The organism is Thalassococcus sp. BH17M4-6, from assembly GCF_049323015.1.
Classification (GTDB): domain Bacteria; phylum Pseudomonadota; class Alphaproteobacteria; order Rhodobacterales; family Rhodobacteraceae; genus Puniceibacterium.
The window spans coordinates 316,805-332,928 of the sequence record NZ_JBMPGU010000002.1 but is presented as its reverse complement, the minus strand read 5'-3'; the positions used below and the strand labels follow the sequence as shown (position 1 = coordinate 332,928).

General features: G+C 66.5%; 16 protein-coding genes. 10 read left to right on the top strand and 6 right to left on the bottom strand.

The genetic code is table 11. From position 1 onward, the window contains the following. Positions 1-156 precede the first annotated feature (156 nt). Positions 157-1,692 carry an exodeoxyribonuclease VII large subunit gene (xseA, locus tag ACOXXX_RS04060; RefSeq protein WP_422825270.1) on the top strand — a complete coding sequence of 512 codons (1,536 nt, stop codon included), beginning with the start codon at positions 157-159 and terminating at the stop codon, positions 1,690-1,692. Positions 1,693-1,715: 23 nt separating this feature from the next. Here the strand turns inward: xseA and ACOXXX_RS04055 are convergent, their stop codons facing one another. Next, a complete protein-coding gene (locus tag ACOXXX_RS04055; protein WP_422825269.1) occupies positions 1,716-2,303 on the bottom strand; it encodes a riboflavin synthase in 588 nt (195 codons plus the stop codon). Positions 2,304-2,400: 97 nt separating this feature from the next. Here ACOXXX_RS04055 and ACOXXX_RS04050 point away from each other — a divergent pair, with 97 nt between their 5' ends. The 3 genes from ACOXXX_RS04050 to ACOXXX_RS04040 all read left to right on the top strand — a co-directional run bounded on the left by ACOXXX_RS04050 (position 2,401) and on the right by ACOXXX_RS04040 (position 6,974). Beyond that, positions 2,401-3,693 (top strand): capsule biosynthesis protein, encoded by a 1,293-nt coding sequence (locus ACOXXX_RS04050; RefSeq protein WP_422825268.1) that lies wholly within the window; start codon positions 2,401-2,403, stop codon positions 3,691-3,693. A 96-nt stretch (positions 3,694-3,789) separates the two neighbouring features. Continuing rightward, entirely contained in the window at positions 3,790-4,935 is a 1,146-nt protein-coding gene (locus tag ACOXXX_RS04045) for a polysaccharide biosynthesis/export family protein (RefSeq protein WP_422825267.1), read from the top strand. 5 nt (positions 4,936-4,940) lie between these two features. Further along, positions 4,941-6,974, top strand: coding sequence for a capsular polysaccharide biosynthesis protein (locus ACOXXX_RS04040; RefSeq protein ID WP_422825266.1), 2,034 nt, complete (start codon positions 4,941-4,943; stop codon positions 6,972-6,974). A gap of 225 nt (positions 6,975-7,199) precedes the next feature. Here ACOXXX_RS04040 and ACOXXX_RS04035 read toward each other — a convergent pair whose 3' ends face one another. Beyond that, positions 7,200-7,634: a MaoC family dehydratase gene (locus ACOXXX_RS04035; protein ID WP_422825265.1), complete on the bottom strand. Its 435-nt coding sequence runs from the start codon at positions 7,632-7,634 to the stop codon at positions 7,200-7,202. Between the two features lie 140 nt (positions 7,635-7,774). Here ACOXXX_RS04035 and ACOXXX_RS04030 point away from each other — a divergent pair, with 140 nt between their 5' ends. Further along, entirely contained in the window at positions 7,775-8,941 is a 1,167-nt protein-coding gene (locus ACOXXX_RS04030) for an alpha-hydroxy acid oxidase (protein ID WP_422825264.1), read from the top strand. A gap of 7 nt (positions 8,942-8,948) precedes the next feature. Here ACOXXX_RS04030 and ACOXXX_RS04025 read toward each other — a convergent pair whose 3' ends face one another. Next, a complete protein-coding gene (locus ACOXXX_RS04025; protein WP_422825263.1) occupies positions 8,949-10,100 on the bottom strand; it encodes an MFS transporter in 1,152 nt (383 codons plus the stop codon). Positions 10,101-10,257: 157 nt separating this feature from the next. On the opposite strand from ACOXXX_RS04025, the gene ACOXXX_RS04020 reads away from it, so the two are divergent. The 4 genes from ACOXXX_RS04020 to ACOXXX_RS04005 all read left to right on the top strand — a co-directional run bounded on the left by ACOXXX_RS04020 (position 10,258) and on the right by ACOXXX_RS04005 (position 13,350). Next, on the top strand, positions 10,258-10,914 hold the full coding sequence (locus ACOXXX_RS04020) for a 50S ribosomal protein L25/general stress protein Ctc (RefSeq protein WP_422825262.1): 657 nt from the start codon (positions 10,258-10,260) through the stop codon (positions 10,912-10,914). A gap of 120 nt (positions 10,915-11,034) precedes the next feature. Next, complete coding sequence (gene pth / locus ACOXXX_RS04015; RefSeq protein WP_422825261.1) at positions 11,035-11,745, top strand: aminoacyl-tRNA hydrolase; 711 nt, start codon at positions 11,035-11,037, stop codon at positions 11,743-11,745. A 62-nt stretch (positions 11,746-11,807) separates the two neighbouring features. After that, positions 11,808-12,980, top strand: coding sequence for a serine hydrolase domain-containing protein (locus ACOXXX_RS04010; RefSeq protein ID WP_422825260.1), 1,173 nt, complete (start codon positions 11,808-11,810; stop codon positions 12,978-12,980). 1 nt (position 12,981) lies between these two features. Then, positions 12,982-13,350, top strand: a complete 369-nt coding sequence (locus ACOXXX_RS04005) for a DUF2237 family protein (protein WP_422825259.1) — start codon at positions 12,982-12,984, stop codon at positions 13,348-13,350. An 8-nt stretch (positions 13,351-13,358) separates the two neighbouring features. On the opposite strand, the gene ACOXXX_RS04000 is transcribed toward ACOXXX_RS04005, so the two are convergent. From ACOXXX_RS04000 to ACOXXX_RS03990, 3 genes are read right to left on the bottom strand one after another with little or no spacing between them, the layout of a single operon-like run. Beyond that, positions 13,359-13,865: a helix-turn-helix transcriptional regulator gene (locus ACOXXX_RS04000; protein WP_422825258.1), complete on the bottom strand. Its 507-nt coding sequence runs from the start codon at positions 13,863-13,865 to the stop codon at positions 13,359-13,361. 35 nt (positions 13,866-13,900) lie between these two features. After that, positions 13,901-14,383, bottom strand: coding sequence for a hypothetical protein (locus tag ACOXXX_RS03995; RefSeq protein ID WP_422825257.1), 483 nt, complete (start codon positions 14,381-14,383; stop codon positions 13,901-13,903). 60 nt (positions 14,384-14,443) lie between these two features. Beyond that, positions 14,444-15,037 carry a PepSY domain-containing protein gene (locus ACOXXX_RS03990; protein ID WP_422825256.1) on the bottom strand — a complete coding sequence of 198 codons (594 nt, stop codon included), beginning with the start codon at positions 15,035-15,037 and terminating at the stop codon, positions 14,444-14,446. A gap of 277 nt (positions 15,038-15,314) precedes the next feature. Between ACOXXX_RS03990 and ACOXXX_RS03985 the strand changes: the two genes are divergently transcribed. Beyond that, the gene (locus ACOXXX_RS03985; protein ID WP_422825255.1) at positions 15,315-16,118 is read left to right on the top strand and encodes a class I SAM-dependent methyltransferase; all 804 of its coding nucleotides are present in this window, start codon (positions 15,315-15,317) and stop codon (positions 16,116-16,118) included. Positions 16,119-16,124 lie beyond the last annotated feature (6 nt).

Here is a 16,124-nt window from a genome sequence, read left to right as displayed (position 1 = left end):
TTGTCCCCCGATGAGTGTCGCAAGAACCGGGGGCTCTGCCCCCGGACCCCCGAGGTATTTGTAAACCGAAGAAGCGGGGGGAGGCGCTTTCGCCGGATGTTGCGCTCGTCTAAGGTGAGATCGGGGCAAGAGCAAGCGACGAGGACGGTGCGGGCCATGGACTTGATCGACGAAGGCGAAGCAGGCAATGCGCCCGAATTCACCGTCTCCGAGCTTTCGGGCGCGGTCAAACGGGTGATCGAGGGCGAATTCGGTTTTGTCCGCGTGAAGGGCGAGGTCGGGCGCGTCAGCCGCCCGCGGTCTGGTCATGTCTATCTTGACCTGAAGGACGACCGCGCAGTGATCTCGGGCGTCATGTGGAAAGGCGTGGCCAGCCGCCAGCAGACCCAACCCGAGGAAGGAATGGAGGTTGTCGCCATCGGTCGGCTGACCACCTTCCCCGGCCAGTCCAAGTACCAGATCGTGATCGAGGAGATTCGACCTGCGGGCATGGGCGCGCTGATGGCGATGCTGGAAAAGCGCAAGGCGGCGCTGCAGGCCGAGGGCCTCTTTGCGCCGGAGCGCAAACAGCCGCTGCCCTATCTGCCCGAGGTCATCGGCGTCGTCACCTCGCCCTCGGGCGCGGTCATCCGCGACATCCTGCACCGGCTGCGCGAACGGTTTCCGCGCAAGGTGCTGATCTGGCCAGTGGCCGTGCAGGGTGCGAAATGCGCGCCCGAGGTGGCGCGCGCCATCGAAGGCTTCAACGCGATGACCCCCGGCGGGGCGCTGCCCCGGCCGGATTTGCTGATCGTGGCGCGCGGCGGCGGGTCGATCGAGGATCTGTGGGGGTTCAACGAAGAGATCGTGGCCCGCGCGGCGGCGGCTTCTAATATCCCGCTGATTTCCGCCGTGGGGCACGAGACGGACACCACGCTGATCGACTTTGTGTCGGACAAGCGCGCGCCCACACCCACCGCGGCGGCGGAACTGGCGGTGCCGGTGCGGCTGGACCTGCTGGGATGGGTCGGCGAACAGGATGCGCGGCTGACCCGGGCGCTGACGTGGGCGCTGGAACAGCGCGGGCAGCGGCTGCGCGATCTGTCCCGCGCCCTGCCCCGGCCCGACAGCCTGCTGGATCAGCCGCGCCAGCGCCTCGACACGCTGTCGGACCGGTTGCCGCAGGCGCTGATCCGCGGCGTGCAGCAGCGCCGGGTGCAATTGTCGGACACCGCCGGGTCGCTGCGGCCCGCGGCCCTGTCGCAGCGGATCAGGGAGGCGCGGCGCAGGCTGGACGACCGCGCCGAACGGCTGGCCCCCGGGCTGGCGCGACTGATCGCGGTGAAGTCCGAAGCGCTTGGGCGCCGCGCCGACCGGTTGACCCCGCGCCCGATCCAGGCCGATCTGCGCGCCAAGCGCGACCGGTTGGGCGAGGTGTCACGCCGTTTCGACGAGGCGGCGCGCGGCCGCGTGGACGATCTGCGCAAACGGCTGGATGCGCTGGACCGGCTGCGCGAAACGCTCAGCTACAAGGCGACGCTGGGGCGCGGCTATGCGGTCGTGCGCGGTGACGGGCAGGTTGTGACGGGCAAGGCGGCGGCGGCGGCGGCCTCGGGGCTCGAGATCGAGTTTGCCGACGGCCGGTTCAAGATCGGCGGCACCGCCCCCAGGAAGGCCGCGAAAAAGCCACCCGAACAGGGCTCGCTTTTCTGAGGGTCAAGGCATGCGCGACGCGGTCAGGACATCTCGGCCAGCCGCGCCACGTAGCGCGCCAGCGTGTCGATTTCGAGATTGACGCGGTCGCCTTCCTGCACCGCACCCCAGGTCGTCGCGACCTTGGTGTGCGGGATGAAGTTGATGCCGAATTCGCAGCCCTCGACCTCGTTCACCGTCAGCGATGTGCCGTTGAGCGCGACAGAGCCTTTGGGCGCGATGAACCGCGCCAGCGCTTCGGGCGCGCGCAGGGTCACGCGGGTGCTGTCGCCTTCGTCCACGACGCGCACGACCTGCGCGAGGCCATCCACATGGCCCGACACGATATGCCCGCCCAGCTCGTCCCCGACCTTGAGCGCGCGTTCGAGGTTGATCTGATACCCCACCGACCAGGCGCCGATATTGGTCTTGCCCACGGTTTCGGCGCTGATCTGAACGTCGAACCAGTCGGACCCCAGCGCCACGACCGTCAGGCAGACGCCGTCGCAGGCGATGGAGGCGCCGATCTCGATCCCGCCGGTGTCATAGCCGGTGGCGATGCGCGCATTCAGATCGCCGCGCTGCTCGAGCGACCTGACCTCGCCGATATCGGTGATGATCCCTGTAAACATCGACGAACTCCCCTGGCCCCCTGGTGCACCGATAGGGCCTTATTTTTGCCGGTTTCGGGCGGTACATATGATCGCGAGTGAGGGATATCGAGTTGGTATGAACAACGCAACCGGACAGCAGCGGGTGTTTCTGTTCCTGCAGGGGCCGCACGGACCGTTCTTTTCCCGTCTGGGCAAGATGCTGCGCAAGACCGGGGCGCAGGTCTGGCGCGTGGGGTTCAACGCGGGCGACCGGGCGTTCTGGTTCCACAGCGCCAGCTTCCTGCCCTATCGCGGCAGCGCCGATGACTGGCCCGCGCGGTTTGCCGAGCTTCTGACCGCCAAGAACGTCACCGACATCGTGCTTTACGGCGACACCCGCCCGATCCACGCACAGGCCGTGGCCGAGGCGCGGGCCCGCGGCATCACCGTGCATGTGTTCGAGGAAGGCTACATGCGTCCCTATTGGGTGACCTACGAACGCGGCGGGTCGAACGGCCATTCACGGCTGATGCAGATGTCGATCGCCGACATGCAGGAGGCGCTCAAGCAATCGGATATGGAGGCGCCTTTGCCCCCCGCCCACTGGGGCGACATGCGGCATCACATCTTCTACGGCGCGCTTTATCATTGGTTCGTGATGTTCCGGAACGGCGATTACCGCAACTTCCGCCCGCACCGCAGTCTGGGGGTGGCGCAGGAATTCCGGCTGTACGTCAAACGCTTGCTGACCCTTCCGCTGACCGCGCTGGACCGGATCATCGCCACCGCGCGCATCCGGCTGGGCGGCTTTCCCTATCACTTGGCGCTTTTGCAGCTGGAACACGACAGTTCTTTCCAGATGCATTCGCCCTTCGACACCATGACGGATTTTCTCGACGTGGTGATAGAAGGCTTTGCCAAGGGGGCGCCGGGGCATCATCATCTTGTCTTCAAGGCGCATCCGCTTGAGGACGGGCGCGTTCCGGTGCGCCGCGCGATCCGGCGGATGGCCTTGGCGCACGGTGTCGCTGACCGGGTGCATTACGTGCGCGGCGGCAAGCTGGCGCGGCTTCTGAACGATGCGCGCACCGCCGTCACGGTCAATTCCACCGCCGCGCAGCAGGTACTTTGGCGGGGCATACCGCTCAAGGTCTTTGGCGATGCCGTCTATGCCAAGCCTGAATTCGTGTCCGACCAGCCGCTGCCCGATTTCTTTGCCACCCCGGCCCGGCCCGACAACCGCGCCTACAAGGATTACCGCCGCTACCTTCTGGAAACTTCGCAACTGCCGGGCGGTTTTTATTCGGCGCGCGGACGCAGGCAACTGCTGCGGCAGGTGGTCGACATGATGCTGGCAGCGGACGATCCCTATGATGCGCTGCTCATGGGCACCGCGGCCCCTCGGCAACAGTTGCGCATCGTCCGCTGATCTGCCCGGAACTCCACACTGGCGTTTGAGCCCGGATTCCCGTAACTTAAGAAAAAAGACTGAGGCAGAAAAATAACAGGTCGAGGAGACCGAGCAGTGAAAAACTCCCCCTCCCGTTGGGCGAGATCCGTCGCCCTACTGGCCGCGGTGTCGATTCTGGCATCCTGCGGCCTTCCGCGTGTCGGCCCCAACAAACGCGAAATCTTTGCCGGATCGGTCCAGCGCCAGGGCGATGCCTTTATCGTGTCGGTGAACGACCGGGTGACCCGCGCCACCGGCGTGGTGCCGTCGCTGGGCTTTTCGGAATCGTTCAAGAATGCCGGCGTCGTCGGGTCGGACGTGATCAACCCCGGCGATACGCTGGGCCTGACGATCTGGGAAAACGTCGATGACGGGCTGCTGTCGGGCGAGGCATCGAATTCCACCATCCTCGAAGAGGTGCAGGTGGACGGATCGGGCTTTATTTTCGTGCCCTACGCGGGCCGCATCCGGGCTGCTGGCAATTCGCCCGAGGCGATCCGCCGGATCATCACCAACAAGCTCGAAGAACAGACCCCCGACCCGCAGGTTCAGGTGCGCCGCGTCGCGGGCGACGGATCGACCGTCAGCCTTGTGGGCGCTGTCGGTGGTCAGGGCGTCTATGCCATCGAACGCCCGACCCGGACGCTGTCAGCCATGCTGGCCCGCGCAGGCGGCGTGACGATCCAGCCCGAGATTGCGCAGGTGACCGTGTTGCGCGGTGGCCAGTCGGGCAAGATCTGGTTCCAGGATCTGTACGAAAATCCGTCGATGGACATCGCACTGCGCGGCGGTGATCGCATCCTGGTCGAGGAAGACAGCCGCGCCTTCACCGCGCTTGGCGCAACCGGCACACAAGCCCGCGTCCCGTTCGAGACGCAGACCCTGTCGGCCGTTGAGGCGATTGCCCAGGTGGGCGGCCTGCTGACAGCGTCGGCCGACCCCACCGGCGTCTTCATCTTCCGCAACGAACCTGCCGAGATCGCCAACCAGGTGATGGGCCGTACCGATCTGATCGGCGCGCAGCGCCTGGTCTACGTGCTCGACCTGACAGAGCCCAACGGCATGTTCATGGCGCGCGACTTCGTCGTGCGGGATGGCGACACGCTCTACGTCACCGAAGCGCCGTTCACCCAGTGGGACAAGACCATTTCGGCCCTGACCGGATCGCTGACCGCCGTCGGAACCGCGACGACCGCCGCCACGACGCTGGGCGAGATCTGAGCCATATGCCCGACAGCGGGCCGCAGACAGACGCCGGGGGCCAAAACCCCCGGCGTCTTTGCGTGTACAACGGCGGTTTCCTGACCCAGCCGCGCCTGCGCCGTATCCTGTCGCTCGCCGGGTACCGCGTGTCCCTTGGCCTGCCGCGCGCGGGCGATCTGGTGGGGGTGTGGGGCAATTCGCCCACCGCGCACCGGGGGGCCGCGATAGCCGCGCGCCACGGCGTGCCGCTGGTGCGGATCGAGGATGCCTTCCTGCGCTCGCTGCATCCGGGCCGGTCGGGCGAGCCGCCGCTGGGGTTGATGATCGACCACGAAGGCGTGCATTTCGACCCTGCGACCCCGTCGGACCTGGACACCCTTCTCGCGACCCACCCGCTGGATGACAGCGCGCTGATGGACCGCGCCCGCGCCGCCATGGCCTGGATGCAGGCGGCGCATCTGTCCAAGTATTCCGCCTTCGATCCCGCCCTGCCCCTGCCTGATCCGGGCTATGTTCTCGTGATCGACCAGACCCGCGGCGACGCCTCGGTCGTGGCAAGCGGCGCGGACCGCGCGCGGTTCCTGGAAATGCTGGTCTTCGCGCAGGAGGAACACCCCGGCGCGCGGGTCGTCATCAAGACCCATCCCGAAACCGCCGCGGGCCAGCGTCCGGGCCATTTCACCGCCGCCGACGCCAATGACCGGATCACCCTGCTGGACGCGCCGGTGTCACCCTGGGCGCTGTTCGACGGGGCTGTCGGGGTCTACACCGTGTCGTCGCAAATGGGGTTCGAGGCGATCCTGGCTGGCCATAAACCTCGCGTCTTTGGCCAGCCGTTCTATGCGGGCTGGGGACTGACGGTGGACGAGGCCCCGGTGCCACGCCGGACCCGCAAGCTGAGCCGCGCCCAGCTTTTCGCCGCAGCAATGATTCTGCATCCGGTCTGGTACGATCCCTATGCCGATGCCCGCTGCGAGATCGAGGAGGTTCTGGCAGGCCTCGACGCACGCGCGCGGGCCTGGCGGCAGGACCGGCAGGGCTGGGTCGCCAGCGGCATGCGGCTGTGGAAGCGCAGGCCGCTGCAGCAGTTTTTCGGCGTGCAAAAGCGAATGGTCTTCGAGGACGATGGCAACAAGGCCCGCGCCAAGGCAGAGGAACTTGCCTGCCCGCAGATGATCTGGGCCGGAAAGGCCGCCCCCGATCAGGATATCACCCGCGTCGAGGACGGATTCCTGCGCTCGCGCGGGCTTGGGGCCGAACTGATCCCGCCGCTGTCGCTGGTCTGTGACGATCTGGGGATCTACTACGATCCCGCGCGCCCCTCGCGGCTGGAACAGCTGATCGCCGCGTCGGTCGACCTGCGCCCCGATCAGCTAACGCGTGCAGCGGCGCTGATGCGCCGGTTGGTGAAGGGTGATCTGAGCAAATACAATCTGGCCGGCGCGGTGCCCGCCCTGCCCCCCGGCCACCGGGTGCTGGTGCCGGGCCAGGTCGAAGACGATGCGTCTGTCCTGCGGGGCAGCCCGGATCTGCAAAGCAATGCCGAACTGCTGGCCCGCGCCCGCGCCGCCAACCCGGACGCGGTGCTGCTGTGGAAACCGCACCCGGACGTGCAGGCGGGGCTGCGCAAGGGCCACGTGGCGGCACCCGAGGCGCATGCCGACGTGACGCTGGGCCGGGTGAGCGCGGGCGCGCTGCTGAACGCGGTGGACGAGGTCTGGACCATGACATCGCTCATGGGGTTCGAGGCGCTGTTGCGCGGCTGCCGGGTGGTGACACTGGGCGTGCCTTTCTACGCGGGCTGGGGTCTGACCCGCGATCTGGGGCCGGTGCCTGCCCGCCGCGCCGGACCGCGCCCCAGTCTTGAAGGGTTGGTGCACGCGACGCTGATCGACTATCCGCGCTACCGCGATCCCGTGACCGGCCTGCCCTGCCCCGTCGAGGTCGTGGCCGACCGTCTGGAACGCGGAGAGCTCCCCCGCCCGGGGCCGTTCAACCGGTCGCTGTCCAAGCTGCAGGGCCTTTTCGCCAGCCAGGCGCATCTCTGGCGGCGGTGAACTGCTGCGCGGCGCGCGTCCGCGGGTGGGCGCAGAAACCTAGGGACAAGGTGCTTTATCCCGCGTCCCCGAAAGCCGGAGCAGCCCTGCATGGACGTCGGCAAAGCGCCCGGCCGGGGTGCGGACGGGCGCTGCGCGGCGGCGGCCCTTGGCCGCCTTGAGTCCGCGCACGGACGCCGCAGCCAAGCCAGCCGGAAGCAGACCCCCGCCCTTTCGTTCCCTGATCTATCGACGCCGCAGAATATGCGTGGCGCTATAGGTCATCACCTTGACCCCATCCGCCCGGTGGACGTCATAGCGGATCACCGTAAATCCCCGGTCCGGCTTCGAGGTCGAGGCCTTGGACGACACCACCTCGGCCCGGACATGCAGCACGTCGTCGGGTCGCACCGGCTGAAGCCAGCGGATCTCGTCCATGCCGGGTGATCCCATCGACGCATCGGTCCACACGCCTGCGCGCAGCGTCAGCACGAACGCCACCAGCATGGTGTGAAAGCCCGAGGCGATGATCCCGCCGAAGGGCGACGCGGCGGCGGCCTCGGCATCGATATGGAACGGCTGCGGGTCCCAGATCCTTGCGAAGTCGAGGATCTCTTGCAGGCCGATGGCCTGTGCCTCTGTCGTGAACGTCACCCCGACGGGCAGGTCTTCGAAAGCCATTGGACAACCCTTTCCATGATCCCGCCCGCAGTCTGCCGCGCCCCGGCGTAGGTGCCAAGCCCAAGACCCGCAATCCGAGATTGCCCGCAGACAGCGGCATTGGTAAGAGGATATGACCAATGCGAAGCGAAGGATCGCCCATGCCCGTGATCACCGAAATCGAGGACCTCAAGCGCATCTATCGCCGCCGCGTGCCCAAGATGTTCTACGACTACACCGAATCCGGCAGCTGGAGCGAACAGACCTTCCGCGAGAACACCACCGATTTCGACAAGATCTACCTGCGCCAGCGTGTCGCCGTGGACATGGCGGGCCGGTCAACGGCCAGCCAAATGATCGGTCAGGACGTGTCGATGCCGGTGGCACTGGCCCCGGTCGGGCTGACCGGCATGCAGCACTACGATGGCGAGATCATGGCCGCCCGCGCGGCGGAAAAGTTCGGCGTGCCCTATACGCTCAGCACCATGTCGATCTGTTCGATCGAGGATGTGGCCAGCCACACCTCGAAACCCTTCTGGATGCAGGTCTATACGCTCAAGGACGACGATTTCATGCAGCGGCTCTTTGACCGCGCCCGCGACGCCAAGTGTTCGGCGGCGGTGATCACCGTCGATCTGCAACTTCTCGGCCAGCGTCACAAGGACCTCAAGAACGGCCTGTCCGCCCCGCCCAAGCTCACGCCCGCGAGCGTCGCCAACATGATGACCAAGGTGCAGTGGGGGCTGGGGATGCTGTCGACCAAGCGGCGGTTCTTCGGCAATATCGTGGGCCATGCCAAGGGCGTAAGCGACCCGTCGTCGCTGAGCACCTGGACCAACCAGGCGTTCGATCCCTCGCTCGACTGGGACCGTATCCGCGAATTCCGCAAGATGTGGAAGGGTCCGCTGATCATCAAGGGCATCCTGGATCCGCGCGACGCGAAAGAGGCGCTGAACGTTGGCGCAGACGCGATCATCGTGTCAAACCACGGCGGGCGGCAGCTTGACGGTGCGCTCAGCGCGATCCGCGCCCTGCCCGCCATCGTCGACGCGGTCGGCGACAAGATCGAGGTGCATTTCGACAGCGGCATCCGCTCGGGTCAGGACGTGCTCAAGGCCCTGGCGCTGGGGGCCAAGGGCACCTACATCGGCCGCGCCTACGTCTACGGGCTGGGGGCCATGGGCCAGCAGGGCGTGACCCGCGCGCTCGAGGTCATCCACAAGGAGCTCGACACCAGCATGGCGCTTTGCGGGCGGCGGGATGTGAAAACGCTCGACCGCGATATCCTGCTGGTGCCGGAGGATTTCGAAGGCCGCTGGGCGGACTGAGGCGCAATCACGCCATGGTTCTGCGGGCCAGCAGCGGCACCAGCGCCAGCGGCACGACCAACAGCAGCAGCGACACCGCGCTGAAAGACGCCTGCAGGCCGAACCCTTCGGACAGGAACCCCATCATCGGCGGGCCGATGAAGAACCCCGCGTAGCCCACGACCGAGATGCGCGCGATGGCATGGGTGCGGTGGCGTGCGGGCACCAGCCGGCCAATCCAGGCAAAGGCCATGGGCGCCACGACCGACACCCCCAGCCCCAACACCGCAAAGCCCGAATAGGCCAGTGCCAGGCCATCCGCCAGCGCCGCGGTGATCGCGCCCGCCGCCGACAGCGTCGCGGCGCAACTGATCACCGAGGCCTCGGTAAAGCGCTGCGCCATAGCCTGTCCGGACAGCCGCCCGATGGCCATGGTGATGCCCAGAAGCGCGGGCCCCAGCGCGCCTTGCGCGGCCCCCGCGCCCATGTTGCGCTCCAGATGCAGCGCCGACCAGCCTTCGGTCGCCTGTTCCACCAAAAACGCGATCAGGATGATCGCCCCGCCCGGCAGCAGCAGCGCCCAGGACAGCGGCGGCGCACCGGATGTGCTGTCCTCGGCCTCGGGGTCGGGCACCCATCCGCCAAGGCCGATCCAGACCAGCCCCACCGTCAGCGCCGACATGCAGGCCAGCACCAGCGCGGGCGGAATCTGCGCCTCTCGCATCAGGCCCGCGGTGATGGCGGCAAAGGCATAGCCCACCGAAAACACCGCGTGGTTGAGGTTCATGAGCGACCGCCGCGCGCCCGCCTCGACCGCGGCGACACGGGCGTTCATCACCACGTCGAGCGTGCCCGACGCCATCGACGCCAGCGTCATCGACAGCGCAAAGGCCACCCCGACCGTGGTCAGCCCCGGCAGCAGAAACGCCGCCGCCATCGCCAACGTCGCCACCGGCAGCGCATGGCGGCCCATCCGCGCCTCGGCCAGCGGGGCAAGCCACATGGCCATCACCGCACCGCAGGCCGCGACCAGCATCGCCAGCCCGAAGCCGCCGTCGGACAGCCCGGCTTTCGGCTTGATCTCGGGCACCAGCGCCGCGAACGCCCCCCAGAACAGCCCCATCGCCGCAAACGATGGGGCCGGGCCACGGGACAGGACAAGATCGCGCAACAGGGTCATGCCGCGCCTGTCGCACGCAGCGCGCCCCACGTCCAGACATTCCATGGCGCGGGCAGGCAGATTCCGGCTTGCCTTGGGGGCCAAAACTGTCTATCGCGCGGGCTTCACGCGAAGCTACAGCCTTGGAGGAGCTTCGCCCAAATCTAGGAGAATACACATGGCTGGAGAGATTCCTGATCTTCACGCTACGGAACGGACGGGGACAGGCAAGGGCGCCGCTCGTCAGGCACGCCGCGATGGCATGGTTCCGGGCATTGTTTTCGGTGGCGACGCCGATCCGCTGCCGATCAATCTGCCCTTCAACAACCTGCTGGCGCGCCTCAAGAAAGGCCGTTTCAAGTCGACGCTGTTCAACATGAAGGTAGACGGGCACGAAGACGTCCGCGTGATCTGCCGCGACGTGCAGCGCGACATCGTCAAGGATCTGCCGACGCATGTCGATTTCATGCGCCTGCGCCGCACGTCCAAGATCAACCTCTTCATCCCGGTCGAGGTCCTGAACGAGGAAACCGCCCCCGGCATCAAGAAGGGCGGCGTGCTGACCATGGTCCGCCCCGAGGTCGAACTGATCGTGACCGCCGGCGATATCCCCGAAAAGATCACCATCGATCTGGCCGGTCTGGAAATCGGCGACACCGTGACCATCTCGAGCGTCGATCTGCCGGCCGGTGCCAAGCCGACCATCGACCGCGATTTCGTGATCGCCAACATCTCGGCTCCGTCCGGCCTGCGCGCCGCCGAGGAAGAGGAAGATGAAGGCGAAGAGGTCGCAGCGGACGAGGTCGAAGCGACCGAGCAGACCACCGAAGGATAAGACCCTATTCCGAACCGATCCGCGGCCTCGCCCGAAAGGGCGGGGCCGTTTGCGTTGCGGCGCAGCGCGCGACGGCCTATGTCATGGGCGGCAACGGCGGCAACCAGACGGGCGAGCCAGATGAAGATCTTTGTGGGCCTTGGCAATCCGGGCGCGAAATACGAAGGCAACCGGCACAACATCGGCTTCATGGCGATGGACCGGATCGCCGCCGATCACGGTTTCGGCCCGTGGAAATCCCGGTTTCAGGGTCTGGCCAGCGAAGGGCGGCTTGGTTCCGACAAGGTGCTGCTGCTGAAACCTGCCACCTTCATGAATCTCTCTGGCCAGTCGGTGGGCGAGGCGATGCGGTTCTTCAAGCTCGCGCCTGAGGATGTCACGGTCTTTCATGACGAACTGGACCTCGCGCCCGGCAGGCTCAAGGTCAAGACCGGCGGCGGGCATGCGGGCCACAACGGCCTGCGGTCGCTGCATGCGCATATCGGCGAAGCCTACCAGAGGGTGCGTTTGGGCATCGGCCATCCCGGCCGCAAGGAGCTGGTGGCGGCCTACGTGCTGCACGATTTCGCCAAGGCCGATGCGGACTGGCTCGATGACCTGATGCGCGGGATCAGCGACGGCGCGGCGGATCTGGCCGCAGGCGACGCGGGCCGGTTCATGAACGCCGTGGCGCTCCGCGTGGCACCCCCGCGCAGTTCGGGCGGCAAGGCTGGGCCGACGACGCCCGACAGGGCCGAGAAGGCCGCCCCGCCGCCCGAGCCAGAGCCCGACCCCGAGCCGCGGCAGGACACCAGATCGGCGCTGCAGAAACTCGCGGACCGGTTCCGCTAACGCCGCGTTTCGTTTGCCTTCGCCCCTGCCCGCGTGATCATGTGACGCCCGAGGGGGAGCGAATGTCGAAGACATGGAAATGGACGCTGCGGGGACTGCTGGTCCTGGCCGTCGTGCTGCTCGCACTCGCGGTCTGGCAACGCGAGGCGCTGATCCGCCTGCAGGCGGTCAACACGCTTTTCGCCGAAGACCGTATCGTCAGCAATTTCAGCCACATGGACCGGCTTTTTGAACACCGCCCCGTGCCGCGCGGCGATGGGCCTGTGACGCCGTTGCCGCAAGGCGCGCCGCTGGCCCTGCCCGACGACTTCGACGCCTGGCTGCAGCGCCGCGCCGTCACCTCGCTGGTGATGCTCAAGGATGGCACCGTGGTGCACGAGAGCTACCACCTGGGGACCGGCCCGGTCGATCTGCGGATTTCCTGGTCGGTGGCGAAATCCTATCTCTCGGCCCTCTTCGGAGTGATTCTGGCCGAAGGCGCCATCGACAGCCTTGACGATCCGATCACCAAATACGCCCCGTCGCTGACCGGCGGCGCTTATGACGGGGCCACCATCCGCAACGTGCTCAACATGGCGTCGGGCGTGACCTTTGACGAGGACTACCTGGATTTCTGGAGCGACATCAACAAGATGGGACGCGTTCTTGCGCTTGGCGGATCGATGGACGGCTTTGCCGCCGATCTGTCCGAGACTTTCACGACACCCGGCAAGCAATACAAATACGTCTCCATCGACACCCATGTGCTGAGCATGGTGCTGCGCGGCGCCACAGGCCGGGACATTCCCGAGCTTCTGTCGGAAAAGATCATAGGGCCCATGGGGTTGGAGGCCGAACCTTACTACGTGACCGACGGCTACGGCGTCGCCTTTGTGCTCGGTGGTCTCAACCTGACCACCCGCGACTATGCCCGGATGGGGCAGATGTTCCTGCAGCGCGGGCGTTACAACAGCCGCCAGATCGTGCCCGCCGACTGGGTCGCCGACAGCACCGCGCCAACCGCCCCGACCGCACCCGGGAAGATCCAGTACGGCTATCAATGGTGGATCCCGGCGGACGCCACGCCGGGGGAATTCCTGGCGCGTGGCGTCTATGGCCAGTATGTCTATATCAACCGGCCCTCGGGCGTCGTGATCGCCACCACCGGGGCCGACAAACAGTTTCGCGCGGACGGAGCATTCGACGACAGCCTGTCGATGTTTCGCACGCTCACAGCGATCGCACAGGAGGAGTGACATGGAAAAAGACCCCGAAGTCAACGCCTTGGGCGGCGCGCTTGAGATGTGTTCGACCGACCCGCTGACCGGGTTCTTCCGCGATGGCCAGTGCAACACCTGCGCCGCCGACACCGGCAGCCACACGGTCTGCGCGGTGATGACGGCCGAATTTCTCGCCTTTTCGAAATACGTCGGCAACGATCTGAGCACCCCGCGCCCGGAGTTTCGGTTCCCGGGGCTGAACCCGGGCGACCAGTGGTGCCTCTGCGCCGCGCGGTTCCTGCAGGCGCATGAGGAAGGCTGCGCGCCCCGCGTGAACCTGCGCGCCACACATCAGCGCGCGCTGGATATCGTGCCGCTGGAGGTGCTCGAGAGCTACAAGGTCTGAGCCCGCGCTCAGGACGGTTTTTCGATCCCCGGCAGCGCGTCGCCCATCAGCGCGTCGATGAAGAGGCTCAGCAGCTGCGGCCGGCCTGACACCCCCGCCTTGCGATAGATCGCGTTGGTTTGTGCCTTGACCGTGCCTTCGGACGTGTTGCGCAAGGCGGCAATCTCGGCGGTCGACAGGCCCTTGATGGAGAACAGCGCCACATCGCGTTCCGCCGGGGTCAGCGCCCAGGTCTCGAACCGCTCTTCCAGAACATCCATGAACGCGCCCGAGGCCAATCGCAGGCTTTCCTCGGCGTGGGCGCGGGCGCGTAGGCTGCGCGACAACATCATCGCCGTCACCGCCACCCCCAGGACAAGGCCCAGGGCGGCGCCGATCTCGATCAGCTCGATCAGCGCCCAGGACAGCGGGGCGCTGCGCAGCCCCAGGACGCTGGACCCGATATCCCAAAGGAAGAACAGCGCGCAGGTGAGCTGCAGAAGCAGAAGAAGAAAAAAGGCAATGCGATCGGTCACCAATCCGGTCCTGGAACAAGGCGTCTCACGGGGCGTCAGTCATCGTCGTCGTCGTCGCCGCCGCCTCCGTGGCCCGAGCCGCTGTTATCGGACCCGTGGCCCGAGTTGCTGCTGCCAGAGCCGCTGTTGTCATTATCGTCGTCGTCGTCATCGTCCCCGCGATCATCGTCCCGGTCATCCCCGTCGTCGCGGTCGTCACGGTCGTCATCATCCGAGAATCTCGAACGGGAGTCGGAGCTGTCGTCATCCGAAGAGCCGCCCCCGGACCGGTCGTCCCGGTCGAGGTAGTCCCGCAGGATCGCGCCTGTCGCGGGGTTTAGAATGATCTCGCGGGTTCCCTGTCGGCCGGTGGCTACGATCCTCGTCCGTCCCAGCCAGGTGCGGCTGATGCGGATGCGGCCGTAGCCTTGCCGCTGGAGCTGCCGGACGATCTGATCCTGGGCGGTCTGGGCCCACGTGGGAATGGCAACAACCAGCCCGACCGCGGTCAGGCTGCCAAGAAAGGCCCGGCGCTTCATCGCGCACCTCCGGCAAATGCGGAACGAAGGTCGCCCCCCGCTCCGCCGTGAAAGATGGTCTCAATCGTCGTCGTCGTCGTCACCGTCATCGTCTCCACCACCGTGGCCGCCCCTGCCGCCCCGATCATCATCATCGTCATGGTCGTCACCGCCATGACCCCGGTGGCCGCCACGGTCGTCGTCGTCGTCATCGCCACGGTCGTCGTCGCGGTCATCATCGCCGCCGCGGCCGTCATTGTCATCCGTTCCGTCATCATCGTCATCATCGCGTCCCGACCGATGGTCATCGTCGTCATCGTCCTCGTCATCATTGTCATCGTCGTCGCGCGGGCCCGAGGCCGAACCGCTGCGGCGCGCGTCGACAAAATCGCGATCCTCGTTGCGGATCTGGACGCCGGGGCTGATGCTCTCGCCCGCGGCGCTTTCGACCTCCTGCTTGACGATGCTGCCGGTGGCATTGTCGTAGATCACCTCGATCTTGCGGGCGCCATCGATCGCTTCGGCCTTGGTCTGCGTCGGACCGACCTTAATCTCGATCCGGTCAAACCCGTTGGCCTGCAAGTCGCTCACGATCTTGTCGGTGAACGACTGCGCAAAGGCGACGGTCCCGACAAGGAGCGCGGAGGCGGTCGTAAGGAAAATAATGCGTGTCATCTTCAGTCCCTTTTCTGTCATGCGGCTGGGCCGCGTTTCTGAACGGCGTCAGACTGAAGCGGGGCGACGCGCCAGGTATATTGGCACGCGGTTTAATCCGGGGTCGATAAACCTGAGGTCCAGCAGCCTAAACCTGGGTTTAGGCGCGCCTTCTGACCCTTTGTACCGTGCCGAGGGTCCGCAGGCTCTGGCCCCGCGCCGTCGCGTTGGTACTGGCCTCGAACGCGCCAAGCTGACAGACTGGGCGCATTCATTGATCCTTTTCACGGAGACAGCGATGGCAGACCCTTTTCAGAACGTGGACGCCGCCGGCCCCGAATTCATCAAGATCTTTGCCGACTCCATGGATGTGCGGCAGTCCGATCCGGCGATGGAGCAGATCGTCGCCACATACCTTGGCAAGCTGTCGCTCAGCGACGACAGCACACTGATCGAGGTCGGCGCCGGGGCCGGGGCGGTCGCGCGCCGGATCGCCGCCCATGCCGACCCCGCGCAGGTGGTGGCCTATGACCCTTCGGCCGGATTTATCGAAGAGGCCAAGGCCCGTGCCAGGGATCACGCCAACCTGCGGTTCGAAGTGGCGGACGGCGCCGCCCTGCCGCGCGACGACGCCTCGACCGACGTGGTGATCATGCACACCGTCCTCACCCATGTGGTCGACCCCAGGGCGCTGATCACCGAAGCGGTGCGCGTGCTGCGCTCCGGCGGGACCCTCATCGCCTGCGACGCCGATTTTTCAAAGGCGACCTTCGCGCATTTCCCCAACGATCCGCTGGATGCCTGCGCGCGCGAATTCGTCCGCTCCTTCGTCACCGACCCCTATCTGGTCGGCAAGCTGCGCGGGTTGTTGTCCGGGGCGGGGCTCGGGCTCGAGTTCTTCGATGTGCAAAGCCGTGTCGTGACCACGCCGCAGCAAATGCGGCCCTGGGTCGAAATGACGGCCAACGCCATGCAGGAGCGGGGCGAGATCGGGCCGGGCCTGGCGCAGGCGCTGATCGCAGAGCATGAACGCCGGGCCGAGGCGGGTGTGCTTTACGGCTATCAGGCCTTTGCGACCGCGATCGCCCGGAAGCCCGGCTAGTAAGGA

Coding starts and splice junctions, on each gene's coding strand:
- xseA (WP_422825270.1), top strand. CDS start 157: ATGGACTTGATCGACGAAGGCGAAGCAGGCAATGCGCCCGAATTCACC.
- ACOXXX_RS04055 (WP_422825269.1), bottom strand. CDS start 2,303: ATGTTTACAGGGATCATCACCGATATCGGCGAGGTCAGGTCGCTCGAG.
- ACOXXX_RS04050 (WP_422825268.1), top strand. CDS start 2,401: ATGAACAACGCAACCGGACAGCAGCGGGTGTTTCTGTTCCTGCAGGGG.
- ACOXXX_RS04040 (WP_422825266.1), top strand. CDS start 4,941: ATGCCCGACAGCGGGCCGCAGACAGACGCCGGGGGCCAAAACCCCCGG.
- ACOXXX_RS04035 (WP_422825265.1), bottom strand. CDS start 7,634: ATGGCTTTCGAAGACCTGCCCGTCGGGGTGACGTTCACGACAGAGGCA.
- ACOXXX_RS04030 (WP_422825264.1), top strand. CDS start 7,775: ATGCCCGTGATCACCGAAATCGAGGACCTCAAGCGCATCTATCGCCGC.
- ACOXXX_RS04025 (WP_422825263.1), bottom strand. CDS start 10,100: ATGACCCTGTTGCGCGATCTTGTCCTGTCCCGTGGCCCGGCCCCATCG.
- ACOXXX_RS04020 (WP_422825262.1), top strand. CDS start 10,258: ATGGCTGGAGAGATTCCTGATCTTCACGCTACGGAACGGACGGGGACA.
- pth (WP_422825261.1), top strand. CDS start 11,035: ATGAAGATCTTTGTGGGCCTTGGCAATCCGGGCGCGAAATACGAAGGC.
- ACOXXX_RS04010 (WP_422825260.1), top strand. CDS start 11,808: ATGTCGAAGACATGGAAATGGACGCTGCGGGGACTGCTGGTCCTGGCC.
- ACOXXX_RS04005 (WP_422825259.1), top strand. CDS start 12,982: ATGGAAAAAGACCCCGAAGTCAACGCCTTGGGCGGCGCGCTTGAGATG.
- ACOXXX_RS03995 (WP_422825257.1), bottom strand. CDS start 14,383: ATGAAGCGCCGGGCCTTTCTTGGCAGCCTGACCGCGGTCGGGCTGGTT.
- ACOXXX_RS03990 (WP_422825256.1), bottom strand. CDS start 15,037: ATGACACGCATTATTTTCCTTACGACCGCCTCCGCGCTCCTTGTCGGG.
- ACOXXX_RS03985 (WP_422825255.1), top strand. CDS start 15,315: ATGGCAGACCCTTTTCAGAACGTGGACGCCGCCGGCCCCGAATTCATC.